Origin of the sequence: Aquisalimonas sp. 2447 (assembly GCF_012044895.1) — a bacterium.
In the GTDB taxonomy this organism is placed as follows: Bacteria; Pseudomonadota; Gammaproteobacteria; order Nitrococcales; family Aquisalimonadaceae; genus Aquisalimonas.
The window spans coordinates 3,409,956-3,435,048 of record NZ_CP050695.1 but is presented as its reverse complement, the minus strand read 5'-3'; the positions used below and the strand labels follow the sequence as shown (position 1 = coordinate 3,435,048).

Here is a 25,093-nt window from a genome sequence, read left to right as displayed (position 1 = left end):
CTGATCGGCCCTCTACAGGCCGACTTCTTTCTGGTGGCGAATGGCGAGCACGACGGCAGTCTCCCCATCGAGCCGATAACGTGCGATATAGCCGCTATCGCCGAAGTCAACGAGCCAGTCCCGGTACTCCGGTGGGAGATCCTCGATAGGACGGCCGATATGCGGCATCTCCTCAATAGCCTGCATGCCTTGGATAATGGCCTGAGCGGCTTTCTCTGCGGCAGCGGGGCCCTTCGCTTGGAGAAAGCCCTTCAGCCGATCAAGGTCCTGGACCGCCGCCGGTGTGAATATTACTCGTGACACTTCGGCGCCGGCAGTTCGTCCTCAGTCCCCCAACTGGCCAGCCACTTCCGCATCTCGTCGGAGGTCACATGCAGGCCGGTGGCCTGGTAGGTCTCCCACGCCTCGAGTGCTTCCCGCTTGAATGCCTCCCGCCTTTCCTCTCGGTCCACGTACTCCTCAATGGCCGCGCGCATCAGCCAATGCGCTGAGCGCTCGCGGGAGTTGGCCAGGCGTTGCACGCGGTCCTTGAGTTCCTCATCGAGTTTAATGGAGGTTGGTGTCGCCATGTTGACCTCGTAGTAAGAAGTATTACTTCCTCATACCATAGGGGAGTCCGAGTGCGCTGTCGATAGGCACAATCCGCTTACTCCTACATTGCCTGCGAGCCGCGCCTTGCCCTGGCGCCGCACAGGCGCTCAAAATGCAACGAATTTGGGTTACAGGACACTAGAAGACCATCGACCCTGCGATGGCGCCGAAGTCCTGGGTCCCCTCCTGGCCGCGGAACTCCCGGGTGGGGAAGACGTGGGTGTAGGTGATGCGGATGCGCCGGCCGATGTTCATTGCCCCGCCCACCTGGACCTCGCCGATGAACGGCCGTTTATCGGCGCTGCGGGAGTCCTTGAACGTGTTGCCGTCCAGGAAGATGTCCCGTGCCACCGCTCGGCCGTCGACGCCGGCGAACAGGTACCAGCCGAAGTCCGAGCGCGGCCGGAAGACACCGGAGCCGGGCAGCGCCGGCTGGATCCGCGGCGGTCCCCAGTCCAGGGGTAGATCGCGCCCGGCGCGCAGGGTGAGCCCGGTGCTCAACTGAGTGAACACGTTGCCCACGGAGCCACCCACGTGGGGCGTGACATCCATGCCCCAGCCATCCATGCCCGTGCCGATCCAGGCGCGCCACTGGCGCTCGTAGCTGAGCATGATCGCGGGCTCGTTACGTAACTGCGTGTCCCAGGCCTGGGGCTGCGGTGAGCCGGTAAAGCGGTGGATCTCCGCCTGGGTCTTCTCCGCCAGCGAGGCCGGTCCGACAACGCCGACGTTGAGCTGCAGACGGTCCACCCGGCGTGCCGTCTCGTTGCCAAGACCCACCGTGAAGTACAGCCACCCTGCGTAGGGGCGGTCATCCGGCGGCGGATCGGGCTCCTCGATGTCCTCGGGGGTGTACATGTTCTGCGCCAGGGAATAGCTGAGCTTCAGTTGCCCGTGGGGCTCGAAGAAGGGGAAGAGATCAGCGCCGCTTCTCACCCAGCCCGGGATCCGCTCATCCGGCGAGAGCCAGGTCGCCCGCACACCGCTGGTGTAGTAGCGGTCTTCACCGGCGAACAGATCATTCTCGTACTCCAGCGTCAGCGTGCCCCATTCCGGATCGTAGGCCGACCCGGTCGCCGGCCAGAGCAGGGCGATGGCAAGCAGGGCGACTGCGCGTTGCATCACTGCTCCGAATCGTCGGGAACGCGGCGCTCGCCGGCAGTGCTCGCCAGCAGCACCCGGTCCATGGCGCGGGAGGAGAGGAACCGCCGCAGAATGCCGAACAGCCAGGTGGGCACAGTGACGTAGTAACGCGGCTTCGGCCGCCGGGCCTCCAGGGCGCGCTCCACCTTGCGTGCCACCACTGAAGCCTGCAGGGTGAAGCCGCCGGCCTGGTCCGGTGCGGTCAGGCGCCGCTCCATGGCCGTGTAGGCGCGTGCATGGGCGCTGTTGGCGGCATCGATGTTCTCGCGGTAGCGGGCGAAGGCGTTGGCGCGGAAGCGGCTCACGATGGGGCCGGGCTCCACCAGGCTGACGTGAATCCCCGTCCCCTGCAGTTCCATGCGCAGGGTATCCACCAGCCCCTCCATGGCGAACTTCGAGGCCACGTAGGCGCCGCGATAGGGCAGAGCGGCGAAACCGAGCACGGAGCTGTTGTAGATAATGCGCCCGTGCCCCTGGCGGCGCATGGCCGGCAGCACCAGGTTGGTCAGCTCCTGGGCGCCGAATAGATTGGTCTCGAACTGCTGGCGCAGGGCGTGCCGCGTGAGATCCTCCACCGCCCCCGGCTGGCCGAACCCGGCATTGTTGAACAGCGCATCGAGGGTTCCGCCGGTGCTCGCCAGTACGGTCTCCACCGCCGCGTTGATGCTCGCGGAGCTGTCCATGTCCAGGTGCACGGCCTCCAGCCCGCGATCGCGCAGTGCGTACAGGTCCGGATCGGACCGCGCGCCGGCAAACACGCGCCAGCCCCGCTCCTTCAGGTGCAGCGCCGTTGCATGGCCGATGCCCGAGGAGCAGCCGGAAATCAGAATGCTGCGCGCAGTGGTCATGCGGGGGTCGTCCCTGTCGTCGGTGATGAAAAGACCGGCCATACACTACCGCATCGTGCGGTCAGTGTCGGAGTCTCAGGCCAGCAACACCGCGACGATACCGGTGATGAACACGCCGTCGAAGGTTCCGGCACCACCGATGGACGCCACCGGCACCCCCAGTTCGCGGATGTTATTGATGCGCAGGAGGTCCGCACCCACCAGTACCCCCAGCGTTCCGGCGACGTACGCCACCGGCGCCGACTGCTCGCCACCGAGCATCACCGCCAGCACCGCTGCCGTGATGGGCGCGATGAGAATGGGCATGCCGATGCCCATGCCCGGAATCGGCCGGCTGAAGAAATAGCACACCGCACTCTGGCCGATAACGGCCAGCAGCACCGCACCCAGCGGCACCGGCTGGGTGGCCAGCAGATAGGCGCTGAACGCCACCGGGATGATGGCCCCGCCCAGGTTGATGCACACCACCGTCTTGCCCTCGAAGGGCGGCTGCAAGCGCCGCAGCCAGGGCATGGGCGAGGGGGGCTGGTCGGTCTGCTGCGGCGCCGACGCCTGCATCTGGAACAGCGGCATGTTGATCAGGCTGCCGGCGATGCAGCTCAGCAACAGCAGCATCCCCGACCCCGCCGTCAGCCCCAGCTTCTCGAAGGCGATACTCACCGCCCCCACCTGGATCAGGGCGAACAGGAAGACAAACGCAATAATGCCGATCAGCAGAGGAATGGCAGGCTCCGGGCGGTGGGTCCAGGAGGCTCAATTGTACGCATCCCGCACCAACCCGCGTAGGGCGGACGTTCACGTCCGCCGATCCCAGGCATATCCGCCGTTCCCAGCAGCCGTAGGGCGGACCTTCAGGTCCGCCGTCCACAGACATGCCGGCCACAGAGGTTCGTCACAGCCCATCGGCGGACGTGAACGTCCGCCCTACGAGGTGGCATGCGCCACATGAAGCGCCGGCACCTCCCCCTATTGCGTTCTCCCGTCAAAGCCCTTATATAACCCCCAGCGATTCCGGGAGGAACAACAAATGCCGATTTACGAATACCTCTGCGACAACTGTGGGCACGAACAGGAAGCCATCCAGAAGTTCAGCGACGATCCGCTGACCGACTGCGAGGCCTGCCACGAACCGAAGCTGCGCCGCAAAATCTCCGCCGCGGCCTTCCGCCTGAAAGGCGGCGGCTGGTACGAGACCGACTTCAAGGACGGCAACCGCCGTAACGTCATCGGCGACAGCAGCAGCGCCAACGGCTCCGGCAGCGGCGAGAAAACCGAGAAATCCGGCGGCGAAGGCAAGGCCGCCAGCGGCGAGGGCGGCAAGAAGGACACCGCCAAGAAAGAGAGCACCCCAACCAAAACGGCCGCAAGCGACGCGTAGGGCGGACCTTCAGGTCCGCCTTTGCCGGGGGATATCAGCCAGACACGTAGGGCGGACCTTCAGGTCCGCCGTTACCAGGCATATACAACCCACGGTGGTTAGTCGTAGCCCGACCGGCGGATCTGAAGATCCGCCCTACGGCTCTACGGCTCCTGTGTCGCCCCACTAAGCTGGGCCGCTGTGGGAGCGACGTCAGTCGCGATTCAGAAAGCCGCTGATCGCGCCCTCGCACTTACCCCAGGGCCTGCTGCAGCTCTCGCAACTCCGAGCGCGACCGTTCCAGCAGGGTGGCACAGGCCCCGGGGTCGGCCAGGTCCAGTCCCAGACGCACAGTGCCGGGGTAGCGGTCTGCCGGGAGTCCCTCGGGTTGTTTGCCGCCCCGGGTCCGGTCGCACAGGATGCGGGCGAGGGAGACCGCGTCCGCAATGCTGGGTTGTCCCTCCTGCGGTTGCGTGACCTCCTGCAACCGCTCCGGCACCACGGCAACAGCCTCTTCGAACCCCCAGAAGGAGAGCACTTCGCGGCCGATCATCCCGCCGACCTGGTCGAGTGCCTCCTGGAGCTCACCGCTGCCAGCGCCGCCTTCTTCCGCTGAGTAGAGGATGATCGGGATGTGCCCCACCTGATGCATCAGGCCAGCGAGCAGGCAGCGTTCGCTGTTCAGTGAGGTCGCCGACTCCCTGGCGATCAGGGCCGCGACGACGGACACCCGGACACTGTCACGCCACACGGGCGCCAACAGCTTCCGCGCCTCCGGGGCCTTGACCTTGAAGGGCGCGGACAGGGTCATGGCCAGCGCGAGCTGGCGCACGGTCACGAAACCAAGCAAAGCGATCGCGTCGCTAAGCAGCGTGACGGTGTGTCCGGGCCGCCGGTACGCCGGGCTGTTGCAGGCCTGGATGATGCGCCCAGCCAGCGACGGCTCCAGACGCAGGATCCTGTACAGCTTGTCCAGGTCATCGTCCTCGTCCATGGCGGCGAGATGCCGGGCGATTTTCGGCATCACCGGGAGTTCCAGCCTGTTGCCGTGAATCTCCGTGAGCAGGCGCTGAACCAGTCGCATGCTACTGTCGCCGACGTAGGTCTCCTGCACCTGGTAGGCCGATTGGCGCTGTTCGTCCAGCAGCAGATCGAACAGTGATCGGGGCAGTCGCATCACCACCGAGCCGCTGTCCAGGCGAGCCACCGCGCGCCGTGACAGCCCGTCAAAGAGGGGGTGCGCGGATGTGGCCGACCCGGCCTCGATGAAGGCGCCCTCGCCATCCGGTTCGGACACGCTGGCCCGGCCCTTCAGCAGATACACCAGATGCCGTGTCTCCCTGGCCGCCTCCAGTCGGACGCCGCGCTTCAGCCGTTCCGCCGAGGCCTTGGCATGCAGGCGCTCCAGCCTCTCGCCGCCGAGTTCGTCCAATGGCTTCCATGCACCCAGTTGATCCGGGGAAGGGATGTCGTTCATGGGTGTCGGTGTGGCTCCTGGTAAACCGAGCTGGCAATTCACAATAGTACCGGCTCCGGCAGTTAGTAGCCCGCCGACGAACGGTCCCGCGTTTCAACCGCCAGCACGGAGTCGGTCCTGCCGCCGTCAAAGACGCCGATCTGACCGGTGTGGCTGCGTTTGGCCCGATACATCGCCGTGTCGGCCTGACGCAGGAGGCATTGGGCCTCGCCCTTACCGATCGGGCTGATGGCCGCGCCGATGCTCGCATCAATCCGCCGTGTCCGGCCGCCGACGAGGATCGGTGCCCGAACGGCGTCCAGAAGCTTGTGCGCCACCCGTTCGGTTTCCTCTGTCGCGGCGGCGGCATCATCGCTGAGCCCGCACAGGACGACGACGAACTCGTCGCCGCCGTAGCGGGCAACCGTGTCCTGGTTGCGCACGGCCTCCTGCAGCCGGCGGCCGACTTCAACAAGTACCCCGTCGGCCTCCACGTGGCCGCAGGTGTCATTGATGTCCTTGAAGCCGTCCAGGTCGATGAACAGCACAGCATAGAAGCCTGCCCAGCGCGCGGGCTGTCGGCTCTGCTGCTCCAGGACCTGCTCCAGGGCAAAGCGGTTCGGCAGCCCCGTAAGCGTGTCGTGTTGGGCCAGGTGTTCGACTTCGCGCTCTTTCCGCTTGCGCTCGGTGATGTCCTGGAAGTAGAGCATGATGCCGTGGCGACCGGGATGGATGCGGATCTCGAAATCCGCGCCGATGGCGGCCAGATGCACCTCCACCGTTCGGGACACCTGATTCAGGCGCGCGTCCTCGTGGGCGGCGAGCAGCGCGGAGCGATCGAGCTGCGGAAAGGCCTCCCAGATCACCTGCCCGAGAAGATCCATCCGGGTGCGTCCGATCATGCGCTCACAGCGCTGATTGAGGAAGGTGAAGCGCCACTGCTGGTCGAGCAGGCACAAGGCGTCCGGAATGTTGTCCAGCGTGTCGTGCAGTTGTCTGGCAAAACTTCCCTGCCGCACGTCCGGTGGCGCCGCCGGCTTGGCCTGCTCACCAAACCCGGCAGTTGCGGCGGCCGTTGCATCTGCCGAAGCAACGTCGGGACCTTCATCGTCGCTCGCCGCCTCACCGGCGGAGCTGCCCGGGAGGTGGGCATGGCTGGCAATGCGGGCAAGCGCGTCCAGATCCGCCTTCGTCGGCTCCGCGTCGTCCGCGTACGCAATCAGCATGACACCGCGTCGCCGCTGCCAAGCGTCACCGAAGGTGACGGCCGCAAAGGGGCGGCGGATATAGCGGAAGGCAAGCTGCGCCGTCCCTTTCGCGGCCCGGGGCGTGGGCTTGCCCGAATCCGGGGATGCGAGCTGCGCATGCACCACGCCGGCGGGCGTGACCAGCATGCGTCGAAGGCTGCCGCGGAGAATGCATCGGCAGGTCGCAAGTGCGGTCCATGACGAGATGCACACGAGGTGAGCGTGTTCCTGGTGCACCAGGTTGCCGTCCTCCCAGACGGCGACGAAGGCGCCAGCAGTGGCAGCCAGGGTGCTGGCCTCCTGGACACACGCCCTCAGGGCCCCGGCATCGCCAAGGGGCTGTTGCGCGTCGGGCATTGGTGCTGAAAGTTCGCGCTCCACAACCCTGATCCTTGCCGGCTCTCGAGAATGCAGGCGGACTGTCGGACGGCGTTCTGACGTCCCTGCGGACCGTGGTTCGGCGCGCACCCGTACCCGAACGCCGGCATCGCTTGCGGCCGCAGGCTTTTGAAGTTGTGAAGTGTGTCACATTCTGGCGACAGTCAACAATTGTTTGTCGTCGCCGACCGACAAGAACCACGTTATCGACGTTCACGGCCCTCAGGCGCTGTCGCGCAAAAACCGCTCCACCCGATTACGGCCACGTTCCTTGGCATCGTACAGAGCCCGATCAGCCTCGCGGACCAGCGTGGACGGGCCGTCCACCTCTCTGGTCCCGGGCTCGAACACGGTCAGGCCGATGGAGGCAGTAACCTCGACAGGGTGCCCGTCATCGCTCATGAAGCGGGTCGACTCCAGGGCGGAGCGCAGGCGTTCCATGACCATGCTGGCATGCTCCCGGTCGGTGCCGGGCAAAAGCACGATGAATTCCTCGCCCCCGTAGCGCGCGACGCAGTCGCCGTCGCGCAGGCGCACGGCCAGGGTTTTCGCCGCCTCGGCAAGGATGCGGTCACCGGTGAGGTGGCCGTGCTGATCGTTGACGCCCTTGAAGTGGTCCAGATCGATGAACGCCACGGTCAGCGGCCACTGGTTGTCACGGGCCAGGGCGAACTCGCCCTCGAGGCGCTGATCCAGGTGCCAGCGGTTGTTGAGGCCAGTGAGCCGGTCCCGGTGCGCGGTCTCACGCCACTGGCGCGTGCTCTCCTCGAGTTCGCTGGCCTCGCGCTCGCGGGCGGCCATCTGGCGGATCATCTCGAGCTGCCGGGTGGTGAGGATCTCCCGGGCCTGATCGACCACACCGGCGGCATAGGTCGCCGAGACGATGGTCGTCTCGAACAAGGTCTCCGTGCCCGGGATATGCTCCGAGATCCGGTCAAGCGCCTCTGTCAGTTCAGGACCGTCAAGATCCAGGAGCTGGTCTGCCTCAGCGGCCATATCGCCGGGGTCGACATGACCGTCCCCGGCGAGGAACAGCTCGGCGACCGTGCTCGCCAAAGAGACAATGCGGGAGAGCCGTTCGCGTTGTTCTCCTCGCCCCGCAGACTGCGGCGCATGGCTCCCGGCAACCGCCTCCACCAGGTAATCGGGGAGATGCCATTGCGCCAGCAGCCACGCACCGGCCTGCGCGTGATCGCAACCGAACGCCTGCTGTTCCCGCTCTATCAGGGTCTGGTGGGTGGGCCGGTCGTTGGTGATCTTCCCGTAGCGCTCCGGCAGCGCCGTCTGGAGCGCCAGAATGCCTATGTCCTGCATCAGCCCTGCCAGGAACAATGACTCCGGATCACGATACCCGATGGTCTGCCCGATCTCGCGACACGCCATGGCCCCGAGCAGCGAGCGCCGCCAGACATAATCATTCACATAGGCCGCCTGTGCTGACGTGCGCAGAGAATCCGCCAGGGCAAAGCTGAGCGCCACCGTGATGGTCGTGTTGAGCCCCAGAATCGAAATGGCCTGGTGCAGCGTCTTGGCCGTACGGCGCTGCGCGTACAGCGGCGAGTTGCTGGTCCGCAGCACGCGAGTGGCCAGGGCGGGGTCCTGGCTCAGGGTGTGTGCAAGCTGCGTGGCGTCCGGGTCCGGTTCCCGCGCCAGTTGGACCACCTTCACCGCCACGCTGGACAGCGAGGGCAGGTTCGGGCAATACGCCAGTGCGTCGCGGACGTCGTCGCCTGATGGTCCCAGTGTCTCGGTCATCCGTTTGACAGCCCCCCGATGGCAAAGCCGGTGATGTGGCCACCGGCGCCGCTCTTGCGAGTTGAGCGGCGGAGCGAGCTCGCTGTGAAGTGCTTCATTACGATTCTACAATAAGGAATCAGGATGCGTTGCACGAGCGTTCATTACAGTCAATGTGTCAACCATCACGGTTGTGCGTCTGTCTCGTCCGTCCTCATGGCGCCAGAGTGCCCGCTGCCTTGCGCCCCCACCGCCAACCCCTTACCATTGCCGCCCTGATTCCACCCCGGCTCGCGCGCGCCGCGCGGCCATTGAATACCCAGGAAATTTGTCATGCGCAGCCACTATTGCGGCCAGGTTACCGAAGCATTACTCGATACGGATGTGGAGCTTTGCGGCTGGGTGCACCGGCGGCGTGACCACGGTGGCGTCATTTTCATCGACTTGCGCGACCGCGACGGCCTGGTGCAGGTGGTGTTCGACCCGGACCGGGCCGAGTCCTTTGCCACCGCCGAGAGCGTGCGCGGCGAGTACGTGCTGCACATCAAGGGCCGTGTGCGCCGCCGCCCAGAGGGCACCGAGAACCCGAACCTGAACAGCGGCCAGGTGGAAGTGCTCGGCCACGAGCTGGATATCCTCAACACCGCCAAGACTCCGCCCTTCCAGCTCGACGATGTGGACGTGGGCGAAGACGTGCGCCTGCGCCACCGCTACGTGGACCTGCGCCGCCCGGAGATGCTGGATAAGCTGCGCACCCGCGCCCACATCACCAGTGAGCTGCGCCGCTTCCTGGACGGCGAGGGCTTCATGGACATCGAAACGCCGATGCTGACCCGCGCCACCCCCGAAGGCGCCCGGGACTACCTGGTGCCGAGCCGCGTCCACCAGGGGGAGTTCTACGCCCTGCCGCAATCGCCGCAGCTCTTCAAGCAGTTGCTGATGATGTCCGGCATGGACCGCTACTACCAAATCACCCGCTGCTTCCGGGACGAAGACCTGCGCGCCGACCGCCAGCCCGAGTTCACCCAGCTCGACATTGAGACGTCGTTCATGGACGAGAACGGCATCATGGATCTCATGGAGGGCATGATCGCCGGGCTGTTCCGCAACGTGCTGGGCCAGGAGCTGCCGCAGCCGTTCCCGCGCATGACCTACGCCGAGGCGGTGCACCGCTTCGGCATCGACCGCCCGGACCTGCGCATCCCGCTGGAACTGGTGGAAGTCGCCGATCTGCTCACCGACGTGGAATTCAAGGTCTTCTCCGGCCCGGCCGGGGATCCCAAGGGCCGCGTCGCCGCGCTGCGCGTGCCCACAGGTGGCGAGCTCACCCGTAAGGAAATCGACACTTACACTGACTTCGTCGGCCGCTACGGCGCCAAGGGCCTGGCGTACATCAAGGTGAACGACCCGGCCCAGGGCCGCGAAGGCCTGCAGTCGCCCATCCTCAAGTTCCTGCCGGACGAAGCCGTCACCGGCATCCTCGAGCGCACCGGCGCCGAGGCCGGCGACCTCATCTTCTTCGGCGCCGACCGCGCCAAGATCGTCAACGAGGCCCTGGGCGCCCTGCGCGTGCAGATCGGCCACGACCGCGGCCTGGTGGAAGCCGGCTGGCGCCCGGTATGGGTGGTGGATTTCCCCATGTTCGAGTACGACGAGGGCGACAAGCGCCTGTACGCCCTGCATCACCCCTTCACGTCCCCCTCCGTGGAGAGCGTGGACGAACTGCAGTCGGCCGATGCCGAACAGCTCCTCTCCCGCGCCTACGACATGGTGCTCAACGGCACCGAGATCGGTGGTGGCTCCATCCGTATCCACCGCCCCGACATGCAGCGCGCTGTGCTGGGCCTGCTCGGCATCGGCGAGGAGGAAGCCCGGGAGAAGTTCGGCTTCCTGCTGGACGCCCTGGAATACGGCGCACCGCCTCACGGCGGCATCGCCTTCGGTCTCGATCGCCTGGTCATGCTCATGACCGGCTCTCACTCCATCCGCGACGTCATGGCCTTCCCCAAGACCCAGACCGCGAGCTGCCTGCTCACCGAGGCCCCCGCGCCCGTGGGCGAGGCGCAGTTGCGGGAGCTCGGGTTGCGCTTGCGGAAAACGGCACAGGGTTAGTCCGGCCGGTCCGCCTGGTTTGGACAACCCTGTGTGATCATTGTCACACGTTCGGCAACGGTTAACCGACTGTTCGTGATCCAGTGCCCGTTTTCGGGGGTTGCTGGTCGACGAGCGACCGGTGGACTGGTTAGGGTAAATCCAACACGGCATGACAATTTTGTGATCTAGTTCACAAAAGCGCCCTGTCGTGCTATCAAGAGAGTATCCTTGAAAGAATTTCTCGGGGGTGTCGTCATAACCCCACCCCGGCGCGGCTGTGCGGGATCGCGCCGACGGCGAATCGCTGACTACAGGCGACGGGCACGACACCGAAAGGGTGGCATGGAGCGACAATAAAAAGGGAAGGTTGAACAATGATACGGCTATTCAGTCACTACGTACCGCGGAACACACTGTTCATCGCGGTACTCGAAGCATTGATCCTCGCGGCGTCCGTGTATCTGGCCGCCATCCTCTGGACCGGCCCCGGCAGTATCGGTTCCGCCGATCGCCTAGCCGTGGAGTCTTTCATCCTCGCCGGCTCGATGCTCCTGGCCATGGGCCTGATGGGGGTCTACGGGCAATCCTCCATCGAAGGCTGGAAGACAACGCTGATCCGGCTGGTGATCGCCGCCGGCGTCGGTTTTGCCGTGGTGGGGCTGCTCTCCCGGGGGCTCAACGAGACCCTGGCGGTGCTGGGGATTCCCGGTGCCGTTGGTGTGGCGGGGGCCCTGGCGCTGATCTCGGTGGAGCGGCTAGTCGTGTTCCGCTGGGAGGGTGCCAAGGCCCTGCGCCCGCAGGTCATGGTGCTCGGGACCGGCTCCAGGGCGTCGCGCGTGGACGACATTGTTCGAGCACAGCCTTCGGCCCGGCGCATGGACATTGTCGGCTTCGTGGCCAGCAACGAGGAAGAACACTATGTCCCCGAGCGCCGTCTGATCCAGCGCGGGGAAGGCGAGCGCCTGTGGGACTTGGTTCGGCGGTACGGCATCAACGAGATCATCGTCGGCGTGCGTGACCGCCGCAACGGCGGCCTGCCCACGGAAGAACTGCTGGAGTGTCGCCTACACGGCGTCCGGGTGACCTACCTCACGGACTTCTTCGAGCGGGAGACGGGGCAGATCCGTGTCGAGTCCCTGAACACGAGCTGGCTCATCTTCAGCGAGGGCTTCCGCCGCAACAGCATGCGCAATATCGTCAAGCGCACCTTCGACATCGTTGCCAGCGGCGGTCTTCTGGTGGTGACGGCGCCCATCATGGCGGTGACCACCTTGGCCATCCTGCTCACCATGGGGCGGCCCGTGTTCTACAAGCAGCAGCGCGTGGGCGAGCGCGGTCAGGTGTTCACCATCCGCAAGTTCCGCAGCATGTGCAATGATGCCGAGAAAGACGGCAAGGCCGTGTGGGCGATGACCGACGACGATCGCATCACCCCCGTGGGCCGGGTGATCCGTCTGCTGCGCATCGACGAACTGCCGCAGATCTTCAACGTCTTCCGAGGCGACATGAGCTTCGTCGGCCCCCGCCCGGAGCGTCCGGAGTTCGTCAGCGACCTGGCCGAGCAGATCCCGTACTACGATGCCCGCCACAGCATCAAACCCGGCATCACCGGCTGGGCCCAGGTCCGCTACGCCTACGGCGCCTCCGTGGAAGACGCCCGGCAGAAGCTCCAGTACGACCTCTACTACGTCAAGAACCACACCCTGTTCCTGGACATCATGATCCTCCTGGACACGGTGCAGGTGGTACTGTTCGGCAAGGGCGCGCGCTGACAGCGCGCCCCGCGCCACCGTAGGAGCGGCGCAAGCCGCGACGACGAATCGTGGGAGCGACGTAAGTCGCGATCAGTCCAGGAAGGCCCTGGAAATCGCGACTTACGTCGCTCCCACAGCCGCACCGGCAGGGCGGAGGTAGGGCGGAGGTAGGGCGGACCTTCAGGTCCGCCGAACAGCCAGAGCAGCCGAATCACCGAAAAACGGAACCAATTCCCGACCAAGGCACACCCATGCAACCACCCGCCTCCCTGCAAAACGCCAACATCGCCATCATCGGCCTCGGCTACGTCGGCCTCCCCCTGGCCGTCGCCTTCGCCGACCAATACCCGGTCACCGGGTTCGACATCAGCGAAAAGCGCATCGGCCAACTGCGGGAAGGGCTGGACCGCACCCGCGAAGTCAGCCGGGAGGATCTGCTCGCTGCCGACAACCTGCGCCTCACCGCCGACGTCGCCGACCTGGCCGACTGCAACGTGTTCATTGTCACCGTACCCACGCCCATCGACCGCCACCGGCGCCCGGACCTCGGCCCGCTTATCAGCGCCAGCAGGACCGTGAGCCAGGTGCTCAAGCCCGGCGACGTGGTGGTCTACGAGTCCACCGTCTACCCCGGCGCCACGGAAGAGGACTGCGTGCCCGTCCTGGAGCAGGGTTCCGGGCTCACCTTCAACCGGGACTTCTTCGCCGGCTACAGCCCGGAGCGCATCAATCCCGGCGACAAGGCGCACACCGTGCGGGATATCATCAAGGTCACCTCCGGTTCCACGCCCGAAGTCGCCGAGTTCCTTGATGCCCTCTACGCCAGCGTCATCACCGCCGGCACCCACAAGGCGGCGAGCATCAAGGTGGCGGAGGCCGCCAAGGTCATCGAGAACACCCAGCGGGACGTGAACATCGCCCTGGTGAACGAGCTGGCCATGTTGTTCGGGCGCATGGGCCTGGATACCCAGGCCGTCCTGGAAGCCGCCGGCACCAAGTGGAACTTCCTGCCGTTCCGGCCGGGGCTGGTGGGCGGTCACTGCATCGGCGTGGACCCGTACTACCTCACCCACAAGGCCCAGGAAGTCGGCCACCACCCGGAGATGATCCTGGCGGGCCGCCGCATCAACGACAACATGGGCCGCTACGTCGCCACCCAGTTGCTCCAGCACATGGCCGAGCGCGGCCAGAGCATCGTCAGCGCCCGCCTGCTGGTGCTGGGACTCGCCTTCAAGGAAAACTGCCCGGATCTCCGCAACACGCGTGTCGTGGACGTGGTCGATGAACTCCGCAACTTCAGCGCGCAGGTGGACGTGCACGACCCGTGGGTGGACGGGGCAGAGGCAGAGGAGGAGTACGGCCTGTCCTTGATCAATGAGCTGCCAGAAGGCGCCTACGACGCCGTGGTCCTTGCAGTTGGCCATCGGGAGTTCGTAGCACTCGGTGCCGAAGGCATCCGCCGGCACATGAAGCCCAACGGCTACCTGTTCGACCTCAAGAGCGTCTACCCCCGCGACCATGTCGACGCCCGCCTGTAGGGGGCATTTCGATGCACCGATCCGCCGCCGCCAACCCGGCGTAGGGCGGACCTTCAGTCCGCCGACCCTGTGGGAGCGACGTCAGTCGCGATTTTTCCAGAGCGCGCGCGCTATCGCGACTGACGTCGCTCCCACGATAGGGCCGGTCGCTCCCTTAGATCGCACTTACCCCCCGCTCTGGGGCGTGTCGCAGCGGGCGTCAAGAATGTCGACAGCATTGGCAACAAAAACCGCCCGACGAGGGGCGGTGTAAAGTTTCTATGCCGTGCCGGACTGCTTACAGGCTGTCGTCCCTGTTGCGCCGGCGGGTCACGGCAAGCCCCAGACCCAGCAGACCGACGCCCAGCAGGCCCAGCGTGGCGGGCTCCGGCACCTTGGCAGTGTTCACCCGGATAAACCCGCTCAGGTGCGAGTAGTCCTGCTTGTCCTCGTTACTGTTCCAGTTGCTGAACACACCGTCGATACCCAGGGTCACCGTCTCGAACAGATACCCGATCGAGCTGTCCTCGCCGCTTCCCTGCTTGACCATCATGGCCCAGTCCACTGTCTTGCCGACCCAGTTCGGGGCTACCTGCAGCTCATAGCTATAGCCCCAGGGGGCGCCGTCCGACTGAGAAACCAGCAGGGTGAACCCGCCCAATTGGACGTCACTGTCGTCGAAAGAGCCTTTGTCATCGTCGTACTTGCCGATGTAGAGGAAATCACCGCCAAAGTGCTGGTTGATGGCGCTGGCCTCATTAGTCGGATTCGGCTGCTGCACGTTGCCCACAAAGCAGGCATTCGGGTCGGCCCCGTTGGCCGTCGCCGATGCGCCGCCCGGCAGCGCGTCGCAGCTTACCAGGCCCGCGGAGGCCTGCGTGGAGAGAAAAAGGGCTGGCACCGCGATCAAGGCCAGAATCAGGGGGTTCGTCATGACCGTATTCCTCAGTGAGCAACGGCTTCGGGGTGGATGCCGGGCGGGCCGGCCCGGGAGCAGGTGCTCGGTGGGGCGGGTCACGTTCGGTGGATCCTCAGGATAGATGTAGCAAATAGCGGGCCACAGGCCGATTGTCTATATGCATCAAACTAATAGGAGGATGGGCCTGAACGGGTATTTTCCCGAATGTAATCTTTTTCGACGGGATTTGACGACCGAGCGTGCTGGTATTGGGCTGGTCGTGTCGGCAGGCTTTACAGGAGGGGTTGGATCTCCGCGATATACAGTGATGCGGCCCCACCGGGGCCGCATCACTCGGGTTACAGTGGCGGCCGCATAAGCGGAAGATAAGCGAGAAGAAATGTAGACGCCGCCCGAGCGGCGGCGTCGATCCCGACCGCAATGGCGGGGTGGTTATGCCGGGCTACCAGTGCCGCGTCGACGTCGGCTGGCGAGGCCGAGGGCGAACAACCCGGCGCCAAGGAGGCCCAGCGTCAAGGGTTCGGGCACCGACCGCTCGTTGCCCCACAGCTTCACATTGGACAGCGCGAGGTCACCGTTAAAGTCGTCATCCTTGGTCCACTCCGCTTTCCAGTGAGCAACGAACTTGTTCGGGTTGTCCAGGTTGTCCAAGGCGTAGCTGAACCAGTTGTCCGGTTCATCGGGGTTGCCGAAGAAGAACGAGACATGGACGTCCGAATAGCTATCGAAAAGCAGGCGTTTAAATTCGACCTTCCCGGAGAGTTTGTCCAGACCGGTCACCTTCCCGAACCCTTCGTCCGTCTCGTCATCGGGTGAAAACTCGTAGATTTTGTCCAGCCCCAGTCCGCTCGTGTCGTCCACCGGGAAGGACAGATCGAATGTCTCGCCGTCGTTCTCGTGGAAATTGTTTAGGACGTTCGAGGCCGACGCGTCGGAGGCTACGCAGAGCGCATCCCCGCTGTCTTCGGGGCTCAGTGTCATCTGCCGATTCTCAGAGTTTGGGCCGCAAATCACCGCTAACGATGGCGCCGAAAACAGCAGCAGGCCGAGCGTCATACCGGTTGTTGAAAGGCCTTTGATCTGTCTCATGATCCGAACTCCCCTATCCGTGTTTTTCAGGAGCTCCGGACGGATACCGGGCGTCCCGCTTTGCAGGGGAAGTTAATGCATGTGTCATGCCAACAAAGAAACTACCCTTAAATCGGTGCGTTACGGCGCCCCTGTTTCTGCGATCGTAAAGAATCCCGACTACCCCAGCTCGTCGAGCAATGCCTCAGCTTCACTGCGATAGTTGAATTCGCGTCCATCTTCCAGCGCACGCTGCAACTCCCTGCGCGCCTGGTCGTGATCGCCGGACTCCGTCAGTGCTGCAGCGTAGTGGTAACGGATATCGGCGTTTTCGGGCGCACCTTCCACGGCTCTTGAGAGAAGTTCGACAGCCCGTTCCACGTTGCCCGCCTTGAACTCGGCCCAGCCGACCGTGTCGGTGATGGCCGGGTTGTCGGGAGCCAGTTCGTGGGCCTCGCGGGCGGTTTCCAGGGCGCGGTCGTCCTCGATCTGCAGGTAGCTGTAGGCCAGGTTGTTGAGCATGGCGGCGTTGCCGCGCTCGGTGACTTCTACCAGTCGCTCGAAGTGGGGTGCCGCTTCCGCGAACAGGTCGCGTTCGGCATACCACTGCGCCAGGGCCAGGCGGGTGCCGTTGTCATCCGGATTTTCCTCAAGCCACCGCTCCAGCGGGGCGGCGGGCTCGTCCATGCCGGCCTCCGCGCGGTTGGCCACCAGCGGCCCAAGGGCGTCGCGAACGCCTGCGTCCACGGCCCGCTGGTAGGCTTCGGCGGCTGCGGTGTAGTCCTCCTGACCAGAGCGGGCGTGGCCCTCGATGAGATTGCCAGGGCCAGTGCCGCCGTCCTGCTGCTTGAGGTTCTCGGCAACGGAGAGGGCCTCGTCATAGCGGTTCTGCTCGAACAGCGCGAGGCCGAGCGTCACCGCCGGCTGGATCAGTTCCGGTCGATCGGCGACCAGCGTCTCCAGCGTCTCAATAGCGCGGTCCGTCTCGCCGGCGGCATCCTGGGCGCGGGCGAGCTGGAAGCGGTACTGGGCCGAGTCCGGATCTGCGGCGACTGCCGCCTGGAGGCTCTCCACCGCCTCTTCGGCCTGGCCGGCCTCCAGGCGCAGTGCGCCCTGGATGCCGAGCACATTGGCGTTGTTCGGGGCGCGCTGCACGGCAGCGTCGATGGCCGCCAGGGCGGCGTCCGGGTCATCGTTGCCGGCATGGACCTGGGCCATCGCCACATGCGGTTGCACGGTATCGGGTTCGACCTCGATGGCCAGCTCCAGTGCGGCCAGAGCCGCCTCGGGATTGCCGCGTTGCCGTTCGGCCTGCGCCAGGGCCATCAGCGCATTAAAGGTGTCCGGGGAGTGCTCCAGGCCGCGTTCCAGGTGCTCCACGGCATCGTCCAGACGTTCTTCCGCCAGTGCCAGCAGGCCCTGGTTGAAGGCCACCTGGGCGCTGTCCGGGTCCAGTTCGCGGGCACGATCGAACGCCCCGCCGGCGTCCTCGTAGCGTTCCAGCGCCATGTAGATGCCACCGGCCAGGTTGTACGCTGCGGAGTTGTCCGGATGTTCGCTGGTCAGTGACTCGGCCTCGCGCACGGCCCGTTCCGTATCGCCGGAGCGCAGGGCGGCCAGGGCCAGGAACTGCCGGCGCATGATCTCGTCATCGCCTTCGGCGATTCCCGGCTGCTCCAGCATGCCCATGGCCGGCTCGAACTCGCCCCGGCCCACCAGCGCCTGGGCAAAGCGCAACTGCGCCGGCCGGAACTCGGGGTTCGTCTCCGCGCGGGCCCGCAGGTTCTCGATGACGCCGTCCACGTCGTCACCCGCCGCCTGGGCGAGAATGGCCAGCGCCTGGCTGTCGTCTCCGACGTACCGCATGCCCTCGGCAAGCACCTCGTTGGCGCGTCGGTCTTGGCCGGCTCCGCGGTATGCCGTGGCCAGCATGGCGCGGGCCTGGGCGTTGGCGGGTTGGGCAGAGACCACGTCGCGCAGCAGGCTCACCGCCTGGTTGTACTGCTCCTGGCGGATGCGGATTGCCGCCAGCAGCGTCTGCGCCGGCGGGTTCTCCTGCGTCACGCTGAGCACCGTCTGCAGGTGCTCCACCGCATTGCTGAGGTCATCGTCCCCGTACGCCATGAGCCCGGCCAGGTAGTTGGCGTAGGGGTGCCGGGAGCCCTGGCGGAGCATGGTGTCCACCTCGTCCCGGGCATCATCACGCCGGTCGGCGGCCAGCAGCATCTGCACGTACTGGCCCCGGGCGTTGAACTGCTCCCGGGAGGAGAGATCGGTCACCGGCAGGTCGAGCACCCGGGCGTAGGCGTCCAGGGCGTCCTCCTGGCGCTGTTCCAGGCGCGCGGCGTTGGCCGTGGCCAGCCAGGCAGCCGGGGATTCCTCGTCCACTGCAACGGCCCGCTCCGCGAACGTCCGGGCGTCGTCGGTACGTTCCATGGCGGCGGCCAGGCGCGACATGCCCACCAGGGCGGTGACGTTGTTCTCGTCCAGGTCCAGCGCGGCCCGGAAACGTTCCCGTGCCTCACCCTCGAACCCCTCCTGGCGATGGGCCTCCCCGCGCAGCGCCAGCACTTCTGCCTGGGCGCCCGCATCGGTGAGGTTCTCCGAATCCACCTTCCGGTGCACGGCGTCATACTGGCCGTCCCACAGCAGCGCCCGGGCCAGCAAGGGGTCGATGCGCTCGGCGCTGATGCCGCCATCTCGGGCGCGTTCAAGCGCGTTCGCCGCGCGGCCGTATTCACCCAGCCGCAATTGCGAGGCGCCTACGCCAAAGCGCGCCTCGGCGTTGTCCGGATCCTGCTCCAGGACTTCGCGGTAGTCCGCGATGGCCGATTCGTAGCGGCCCTGCTCGCGGAGTTCTTCGGCCTGGTGCATCAGGTCTTCCACGCTCTGGGCGCCGCAGCCGGCGAGCAGCAAGGCGGCTGCGGTGAGTCCGAGCCAGCGTTTGATTCCTTGTGTCATATCTCGCTCCATTGGGGTGCGCGGCGGGGTCGGGCCCCGTCTGTGTCGTTATGCGTCGTTACCAACTTTCATGCCGTGCTTGCGCATCAGGTCGTACAGCGTGGGCCGGGAGACCCCCAGTAGCTCCGATGCCTTCGACACGTTGCCGTCGGCGTGGGCCATGGCGGCCTCCAGGGCGCGGCGTTCCGCCTCCTGGCGCACCTGGCGGAGGTTCAGCGACGGCAGATCGCCGGATTCCCCCTCGGGGTCCGCAAGGCCCAGGTCATCGGTGTCCAGGAGCTTGCCGTCGGCAATGATCACGGCCTTGTTGATCTTGTTCTCCAGCTCGCGCACGTTGCCGGGCCAGGCATGGGCATGGATGGCCTTGATGGCGTCATCGGTGAACCCGCGCACGCTGCTGCCGTGGCGCTCCGTTGCCCGCGCCAGGAACGCCCGTGCAAGCAGCACGCTGTCCCCCTCGCGCTCGCGCAGCGGCGGAATCGGCACCTCTACCTCGCTAATGCGGTAGTAGAGGTCTTCGCGGAACCCGCCGTTGCTGATCAGGTCGCCCAGGTTCTGGTGGGTGGCGCAGATCACCCGCGCATCCACCGCAATTTCCTGGCGCCCGCCGACGCGCTCCATCACCCGCTCCTGCAGGAACCGCAGCAGCTTGGACTGCAGCGCCATGGGCATGTCGCCGATCTCGTCCAGGAACAGTGTGCCCCCGTCGGCCAGCTCGATCTTGCCCTTGGTCTGCTTGTGGGCGCCGGTGTAGGCGCCTTTCTCGTAGCCGAACAGCTCGCTTTCCAGCAGGTTCTCGGGGATGGCCGCGCAGTTGATGGCAATGAAGTTGCGACTGGCCCGCTCGCTCATGTTGTGTAGCGCCTGGGCCAGCACCTCCTTGCCGCTGCCCGTCTCGCCCAGCAGCAGCACACTGGCATTGCTGTTGGCGACTTTCTCCACCAGCCGGCAGACCTTGAGCATGCGCTGGCTGCCGGTGATGAGCCCGTCCAGCGCCGACTGCTGCGAGCGCATCAGCTCCCGGTTGCGCCGCTCCAGGTCGGCGATGTGGAAGGCGCGGGAGACGATGAGGTTCAGCGTGTCGGTGTCCACCGGCTTCTGGTAGAAGTCGTAAGCGCCCAGGCCCACGGCGCGCACGGCGCTGCTGTCGTCGCCGTTGCCCGTGACCACCACCACCTTGGTGTGCGGCGCGGCGCTCAGGATCTCGCTCAACGTTGCCATGCCCTCGCTGGTGCCGTCCGGGTCCGGCGGCAGGCCGAGATCCTGCAGCACCACCATGGGCTCGTGGCGGCGCAACTGCGTGAGGGCGCTTTCGCGGTCTTCCGCCGCCAGCACCTCGTAGTTGTCGAAGGACCAGCGCAACTGCTTCTGCAGCCCCGGGTCGTCCTCCACGATGAGCAGCTTCTCTGCGCTCAAGACCCACCTCCTGCGTGAACGGACTGTTGTGGTTGTTGCCCCGCTTCCGCCCGCGCCACCACGGGCAGGGTGATCCGGAAGTGCGTGCCTTCACCCGGCTTGCTCAGCACCGTCACCTGCCCGCCGGTCTGATGCACGAACTCCCGCGCCTGGTGTGCGCCGATGCCCATGCCCTTGCTGGACTTGGTGGTCTTGAAGGGCCGGAACAGCTCGTTGCGGATGAACTCCGGCGACATGCCCGCGCCGGTATCCGCCACCTCAAGGACCACCTCGTCGCCGGCCGGTGTTGCCTTGATCGACACCTGCCCGGACTCCGGTGTGGCGTCCTGGGCGTTGCGAATCAGGTGCACCATCACCATGGCGAACTCTTCGGGGTTCGCCTCCACCTGTTCGCCGTCCAGTTGGACATCCAGCGTCGGCGATGGTTTGCGATCCCCGCAGCGCCGGACGGCATCGGCCAGCAGGTGTGCCACGTCCACCCGTTCCACCAGCCCGTGCTGGCGGCTGCGCTGCAGGTGCTCCAGCAGCCGTTCCATCCGGCGCACGGAGTTGCCGATGGTCTCCATGGCGTCGTCGACGAACTCCGGGTTGTGCTTGTGCTTCTCGGCATTCTTCACCACCAGCGACTGCTGGGCGATGAGGTTTTTCAGATCATGCATCAGGAATGCCGTGAGCTGGTTGAAAGCCTCGAACTGCCGCGCCTGGGAGAGCGCCTGGGCATCCTCGTACTGGCCCAGGTAGCTGGCGATCTGCCGGCCCAGGGTCTTGAGCAGATCCCGGTCTTCCCAGGTGATCTCGGTATTCACGTCCGGCCGCGTCAGCAGTATGAACCCTGTCACCGTTTCCTGCTGCAACAGCGGGATGACGGCCCAGGCACGCTCGATGTCCGCCACGGGCCGGGGCAGGGGGATGTGCTCGTAGCGCTCCGGCTGCTGGCGGTACTCCGCCATGTCAATGATCCACTTGTGCTGGCGCAGGAACTGCACCAGCGGCTCGTCATCGCGGATCAGTCCGTTCTCCGGCAGATCCATCTTCCAGCCGCCCTGGGGCGTGAACCCGCCCTCGGTCTCGTGGTGGCGCCACACCAGCCCGGACGGGCTGCCCACGATCATGGCCACCACGTGAATGGCGCGCTGGTATGGCGTGAGGCCGTCGTCCTCGTCCGCCAGGCGGTGGGTCAGGCGCAGCCACTCCTCGCGGTAGTCGTACTTGTTGCTGAAAAAGTGCTTGGTCAGGAACACCCGCAGCCGCGCGCGCACGTCCCCCGAGGCCGCCACCACGATCAGCGCAATGGCCGCCGCCGCGGTCAGCACGATCTGCGCGAACGCCCCCCAGGTGCCGCCGAAATCCCGGATGTAGTAGCCGCCCAGGGCGATCAGCAGCAGGTAACCACCGGCGGCGACAATGGCCGCAGTGTGGAACGCCACGTGCCGAGAGACGAACACCGGCGTATCCCAGGACCGGTTGCGCGTCGCCGCCACCGCAATTAGCGGCACCGCCAGCGCCTGCACGGCGCCGCGCGCCTGCCAGGCGGTGCTGTCGAGCTGCTGGAACAGCAGGGAATCGGAGAACAGGTAGAGGTCGTAGCCGAAGATCACGCCCACGCCAAGGCACAGGAACTTCATGGCCCAGCGGCGATCCTGGGGCAGGTTGCGGTAGAGCTGCTCCAGCAGCACCAGCCCCAGCAAACCGAAGGCCATCCCGGCGCCGATGAACGCACCATGCAATCCATCCACCAGGGGCTGCCCCAGCGACCCGGTGACCACGCGCTGCCCCACAAGCAGGAGCAGCACCCCCACCGGCGCCGCCACTGCCAGTATCTGCAGCACCCGGATTGCGCCACTCTCGCGCCGCAGCGGCGCCAGCAACCAGGCCAGGAACAGCAGCCACAGACCGCTGCGCAGCAGCTCCGTGCCCTCGATCCAGACAGCCGGGCTCGTCGGCGCGTGGGCGCTCCAGGCCAGCACACCGGCCCACAGCGCAGTGGCCACGCACGCCACCGCCAGCAGCGCCCCGTGCACCCCGCCGCGCCAGCTCGTTGCCATCAGCACCGCAAGGAACAGGAACGCCGCCGCACAGACGCCGTAACTGACGACGCCGATCATGCTCATGGCGCACCCTGCATAACGTCTCTGGCGAGTCCGACCACCATGTCCGCCCCGGCCGCGTCTTTACCGATCATTCTACACGAGGGAAGGCACGGAAGAGTGGGGCTTCTTCAGCCCTCACGGGCGGTCACTCCAAAACCGGCCGTCATCCCTGTATCATCACGAAATCGTTTTCCACTGTCCGGCTCACCCATGACGAAACCCATCACCAACGCCTTGACCCTCGACGTCGAGGACTACTTCCACGTCAACGCGCTCTCGGAAGTCATTGATCCGAGCGAGTGGGAGCAGTGGCCGCGGCGGGTGGAGCGCAACACCGAGAGCTTCCTGAATCTCTACGCAAAGCACGGTGTGCGCGGCACGTTCTTCGTGCTGGGGTGGGTGGCCGAGCGGCATCCGGAGCTGATCAGGCGCATCCACGCCGCCGGCCACGAGATCGCCTCCCACGGCTACAGCCACCAGCTCATCTACAACCAGACGCCGGACGTCTTCCGCGAGGAAACCTACCGCTCGAAAGTGCTTCTGGAGGATCTCACCGGCCAGCACGTCACCGGGTACCGGGCGGCCAGCTATTCCATCACCCCGAAATCCCGCTGGGCGCTGGATATTCTCGGTGAGCTGGGCTTCACCTGGGACTCGAGCCTCTTCCCCATCCGTCACGACACCTACGGCATGCCGGACATCCCGGATCACCCGTACCGCTTCACCTCGGATGCCGGCTACGAGTTGGTGGAGTTCCCGCTGTCGACGGCGCGGCTGGCCGGCCAGCGGATTCCCGTGGCCGGGGGAGGGTACTTCCGGCTGTTCCCCTACTGGTTCAGCAAATGGGGCCTGGGCAGCATCAACCGCCGCAACCAGCCGTTCATCTTCTACCTGCACCCCTGGGAAGTGGACCCCGAGCAGCCCCGCGTCCCCGGCCTGAGCTGGAAATCCCGCTTCCGCCACTACAATAACCTGCACAGGTGTCACGCGCGGCTGGACAAGCTCCTGGCCAGCTTCAAGTTCGGCACCGTCACGGAAACCCTGGCGGAATACGACCTCCATCCGGTCACCCCCGCGGAACCCGCCAGTAAAGCCGCCCACCCGTAGGGTGCATCTCGATGCACCGTCCATGGTCGCGGCCCGCGCCGCTCCCAGCAGCGGAGCCCGTGGCGAACCACCCAACCCGAAAACCGCACTCACTCTGCCGGCATGACAGCGCATCCTCCGCTATTTTCACAACCGTAACTAAGCCGTCTTGCTATTAACACGAAAGCCAGAAAGTGTTAATAAGGCTTGAGTTCCAACAGGTGAGAACAATGGCGCAGCGCGGCACGACGGGCGAGTACGACACAAGACACTTGGGCGGAGAAGCGATCCATGCGTTCGTACCCCATCCACTGCCCCCTAACCCAGGACCCGAGGTGACCGGGCAACGTGCCCGAATGCATGAGCAGGCACTGGTCGCGTGCGGGCGGCTGGATTCCATCACCCAGCTTCTCCCCGAGCCCGATCTGTTCCTCTACGCCTATATCCGGCGAGAGGCACTGGTCTCCAGCCAGATCGAAGGCACGCAGTCGTCCTTCTCCGATCTCCTGCTTTTCGAACTGGATGAAGCGCCAGGCGTGCCCTTCGACGATGTGGTGGAAGTATCCAACTACATCGCTGCCCTGACGCACGGCTTGTATCGACTGCGCAGCGGCTTCCCGTTGTCTAACCGCCTTATACGCGAGATGCACGAGCTACTGCTGGCCCGCGGCCGCGGCGCGGAGAAGCAGCCAGGAGAATTCCGTCGAAGCCAGAACTGGATCGGTGGGACACGGCCCGGAAACGCGCAGTTCGTGCCGCCGCCGCCAGATTATGTCGAGGATGCCATGGCCGCCCTCGAGGTTTTTCTCCATGACGAAAACCTTCCATTCTCGGCACTCATCAAGGCCGCTCTCGCGCATGTGCAGTTCGAGACAATCCACCCCTTTCTGGACGGGAACGGCCGAATCGGCCGACTCCTGATCGCGCTCACGCTCCATCAGGACGGCATCCTGCACGAGCCCCTGCTGTACCTGAGTCTCTACTTCAAGCAGAACCGTGCAGAGTACTACCGGCTTCTCGATACCGTGCGCTATGACGCTGATTGGGAAGCGTGGCTTGATTTCTTCCTGGAGGGTGTCCGTACCACGGCAACCGGTGCCGTTGAAACGGCGAATCGGCTGGTGGCCCTATTCCAGGAAGACGCTGCCCGCATCCACAGCCTCGGGCGCTCTGCGCCGAACACCCTGCGGGTATTCAACGCGTTCCGGTCGCGACCGGTGGCGTCCATCAAGGATATTCGCCGGCGTACTGGCGTCGCCGCCCCCACGGCCGGTCGCGCCATCGATGCTCTGGAAGAGTTAGGGATCGTCGAGGAGATCACCGGCCGCCAGCGAGACCGGATCTTCGTCTATCGCCGCTACCTGAACATCCTCAACGAAGGCGCGGAACCGCTCTAACCAGCGCCACTGGCGCGACTCCACCATTGCGGGCTTC

Annotated in this window: 19 protein-coding genes; 6 read left to right on the top strand and 13 right to left on the bottom strand. The window is 65.6% G+C overall.

From position 1 onward, the window contains the following. Window positions 1–12 precede the first annotated feature (12 nt). The 5 genes from KU884_RS16245 to KU884_RS16225 form a co-directional block, all read right to left on the bottom strand. A complete protein-coding gene (locus KU884_RS16245; protein WP_167783593.1) occupies window positions 13–303 on the bottom strand; it encodes a type II toxin-antitoxin system RelE/ParE family toxin in 291 nt (96 codons plus the stop codon). Beyond that, window positions 291–569: a CopG family ribbon-helix-helix protein gene (locus tag KU884_RS16240; protein ID WP_167783592.1), complete on the bottom strand. Its 279-nt coding sequence runs from the start codon at window positions 567–569 to the stop codon at window positions 291–293. The genes KU884_RS16245 and KU884_RS16240 overlap by 13 nt, the downstream gene beginning before the upstream one ends. Window positions 570–729: 160 nt before the next feature. Then, window positions 730–1,713 (bottom strand): lipid A deacylase LpxR family protein, encoded by a 984-nt coding sequence (locus KU884_RS16235; RefSeq protein ID WP_167783591.1) that lies wholly within the window; start codon window positions 1,711–1,713, stop codon window positions 730–732. Beyond that, window positions 1,713–2,624 (bottom strand): SDR family NAD(P)-dependent oxidoreductase, encoded by a 912-nt coding sequence (locus tag KU884_RS16230; RefSeq protein WP_254432086.1) that lies wholly within the window; start codon window positions 2,622–2,624, stop codon window positions 1,713–1,715. The genes KU884_RS16235 and KU884_RS16230 overlap by 1 nt, the downstream gene beginning before the upstream one ends. A 33-nt stretch (window positions 2,625–2,657) precedes the next feature. Continuing rightward, the gene (locus KU884_RS16225; RefSeq protein WP_254432085.1) at window positions 2,658–3,242 is read right to left on the bottom strand and encodes a DUF1614 domain-containing protein; all 585 of its coding nucleotides are present in this window, start codon (window positions 3,240–3,242) and stop codon (window positions 2,658–2,660) included. Window positions 3,243–3,609: 367 nt separating this feature from the next. Between KU884_RS16225 and KU884_RS16220 the strand changes: the two genes are divergently transcribed. Beyond that, window positions 3,610–3,960: an FmdB family zinc ribbon protein gene (locus KU884_RS16220; protein ID WP_167783590.1), complete on the top strand. Its 351-nt coding sequence runs from the start codon at window positions 3,610–3,612 to the stop codon at window positions 3,958–3,960. 232 nt (window positions 3,961–4,192) lie between these two features. On the opposite strand, the gene KU884_RS16215 is transcribed toward KU884_RS16220, so the two are convergent. The 3 genes from KU884_RS16215 to KU884_RS16205 form a co-directional block, all read right to left on the bottom strand. Then, window positions 4,193–5,416: an HDOD domain-containing protein gene (locus KU884_RS16215; RefSeq protein WP_167783589.1), complete on the bottom strand. Its 1,224-nt coding sequence runs from the start codon at window positions 5,414–5,416 to the stop codon at window positions 4,193–4,195. 62 nt (window positions 5,417–5,478) lie between these two features. Next, window positions 5,479–6,999, bottom strand: coding sequence for a sensor domain-containing diguanylate cyclase (locus KU884_RS16210; RefSeq protein ID WP_167783588.1), 1,521 nt, complete (start codon window positions 6,997–6,999; stop codon window positions 5,479–5,481). Window positions 7,000–7,242: 243 nt separating this feature from the next. Continuing rightward, entirely contained in the window at window positions 7,243–8,775 is a 1,533-nt protein-coding gene (locus KU884_RS16205; protein ID WP_167783587.1) for a GGDEF domain-containing protein, read from the bottom strand. Between the two features lie 312 nt (window positions 8,776–9,087). Between KU884_RS16205 and aspS the strand changes: the two genes are divergently transcribed. The 3 genes from aspS (at window position 9,088) to KU884_RS16190 (ending at window position 14,140) form a co-directional block, all read left to right on the top strand. Beyond that, complete coding sequence (gene aspS / locus KU884_RS16200; protein WP_167783586.1) at window positions 9,088–10,866, top strand: aspartate--tRNA ligase; 1,779 nt, start codon at window positions 9,088–9,090, stop codon at window positions 10,864–10,866. Window positions 10,867–11,225: 359 nt separating this feature from the next. Beyond that, window positions 11,226–12,620, top strand: coding sequence for a TIGR03013 family XrtA/PEP-CTERM system glycosyltransferase (locus tag KU884_RS16195; protein WP_167784304.1), 1,395 nt, complete (start codon window positions 11,226–11,228; stop codon window positions 12,618–12,620). Between the two features lie 233 nt (window positions 12,621–12,853). After that, a complete protein-coding gene (locus KU884_RS16190; RefSeq protein WP_167783585.1) occupies window positions 12,854–14,140 on the top strand; it encodes a nucleotide sugar dehydrogenase in 1,287 nt (428 codons plus the stop codon). 277 nt (window positions 14,141–14,417) lie between these two features. On the opposite strand, the gene KU884_RS16185 is transcribed toward KU884_RS16190, so the two are convergent. The 5 genes from KU884_RS16185 to prsK form a co-directional block, all read right to left on the bottom strand. Then, the gene (locus KU884_RS16185) at window positions 14,418–15,053 is read right to left on the bottom strand and encodes a PEP-CTERM sorting domain-containing protein (protein WP_167783584.1); all 636 of its coding nucleotides are present in this window, start codon (window positions 15,051–15,053) and stop codon (window positions 14,418–14,420) included. Window positions 15,054–15,470: 417 nt separating this feature from the next. Next, on the bottom strand, window positions 15,471–16,127 hold the full coding sequence (locus KU884_RS16180; RefSeq protein WP_167783583.1) for a PEP-CTERM sorting domain-containing protein: 657 nt from the start codon (window positions 16,125–16,127) through the stop codon (window positions 15,471–15,473). Window positions 16,128–16,286: 159 nt separating this feature from the next. After that, window positions 16,287–19,067, bottom strand: coding sequence for an XrtA/PEP-CTERM system TPR-repeat protein PrsT (gene prsT / locus KU884_RS16175; RefSeq protein WP_167783582.1), 2,781 nt, complete (start codon window positions 19,065–19,067; stop codon window positions 16,287–16,289). 48 nt (window positions 19,068–19,115) lie between these two features. Then, on the bottom strand, window positions 19,116–20,483 hold the full coding sequence (gene prsR, locus KU884_RS16170) for a PEP-CTERM-box response regulator transcription factor (protein ID WP_167783581.1): 1,368 nt from the start codon (window positions 20,481–20,483) through the stop codon (window positions 19,116–19,118). Further along, window positions 20,480–22,594 carry an XrtA/PEP-CTERM system histidine kinase PrsK gene (gene prsK, locus KU884_RS16165; RefSeq protein ID WP_167783580.1) on the bottom strand — a complete coding sequence of 705 codons (2,115 nt, stop codon included), beginning with the start codon at window positions 22,592–22,594 and terminating at the stop codon, window positions 20,480–20,482. Before prsK ends, prsR begins: the two co-directional genes overlap by 4 nt. Window positions 22,595–22,783: 189 nt before the next feature. Between prsK and KU884_RS16160 the strand changes: the two genes are divergently transcribed. Continuing rightward, entirely contained in the window at window positions 22,784–23,680 is an 897-nt protein-coding gene (locus KU884_RS16160) for an XrtA system polysaccharide deacetylase (RefSeq protein ID WP_167783579.1), read from the top strand. Window positions 23,681–23,889: 209 nt separating this feature from the next. Continuing rightward, the gene (locus KU884_RS16155; protein ID WP_167783578.1) at window positions 23,890–25,056 is read left to right on the top strand and encodes a Fic family protein; all 1,167 of its coding nucleotides are present in this window, start codon (window positions 23,890–23,892) and stop codon (window positions 25,054–25,056) included. The last annotated feature ends 37 nt before the right edge of the window (window positions 25,057–25,093 follow it).

Bases quoted from the DNA above. Each gene is read 5' to 3' on its own strand.
- KU884_RS16240 (WP_167783592.1), bottom strand. From the start codon at position 569: ATGGCGACACCAACCTCCATTAAACTCGATGAGGAACTCAAGGACCGC.
- KU884_RS16235 (WP_167783591.1), bottom strand. From the start codon at position 1,713: ATGCAACGCGCAGTCGCCCTGCTTGCCATCGCCCTGCTCTGGCCGGCG.
- KU884_RS16230 (WP_254432086.1), bottom strand. From the start codon at position 2,624: ATGGCCGGTCTTTTCATCACCGACGACAGGGACGACCCCCGCATGACC.
- KU884_RS16220 (WP_167783590.1), top strand. From the start codon at position 3,610: ATGCCGATTTACGAATACCTCTGCGACAACTGTGGGCACGAACAGGAA.
- KU884_RS16215 (WP_167783589.1), bottom strand. From the start codon at position 5,416: ATGAACGACATCCCTTCCCCGGATCAACTGGGTGCATGGAAGCCATTG.
- KU884_RS16210 (WP_167783588.1), bottom strand. From the start codon at position 6,999: ATGCCCGACGCGCAACAGCCCCTTGGCGATGCCGGGGCCCTGAGGGCG.
- KU884_RS16205 (WP_167783587.1), bottom strand. From the start codon at position 8,775: ATGACCGAGACACTGGGACCATCAGGCGACGACGTCCGCGACGCACTG.
- aspS (WP_167783586.1), top strand. From the start codon at position 9,088: ATGCGCAGCCACTATTGCGGCCAGGTTACCGAAGCATTACTCGATACG.
- KU884_RS16190 (WP_167783585.1), top strand. From the start codon at position 12,854: ATGCAACCACCCGCCTCCCTGCAAAACGCCAACATCGCCATCATCGGC.
- KU884_RS16185 (WP_167783584.1), bottom strand. From the start codon at position 15,053: ATGACGAACCCCCTGATTCTGGCCTTGATCGCGGTGCCAGCCCTTTTT.
- KU884_RS16180 (WP_167783583.1), bottom strand. From the start codon at position 16,127: ATGAGACAGATCAAAGGCCTTTCAACAACCGGTATGACGCTCGGCCTG.
- prsT (WP_167783582.1), bottom strand. From the start codon at position 19,067: ATGACACAAGGAATCAAACGCTGGCTCGGACTCACCGCAGCCGCCTTG.
- prsK (WP_167783580.1), bottom strand. From the start codon at position 22,594: ATGAGCATGATCGGCGTCGTCAGTTACGGCGTCTGTGCGGCGGCGTTC.
- KU884_RS16160 (WP_167783579.1), top strand. From the start codon at position 22,784: ATGACGAAACCCATCACCAACGCCTTGACCCTCGACGTCGAGGACTAC.
- KU884_RS16155 (WP_167783578.1), top strand. From the start codon at position 23,890: ATGGCGCAGCGCGGCACGACGGGCGAGTACGACACAAGACACTTGGGC.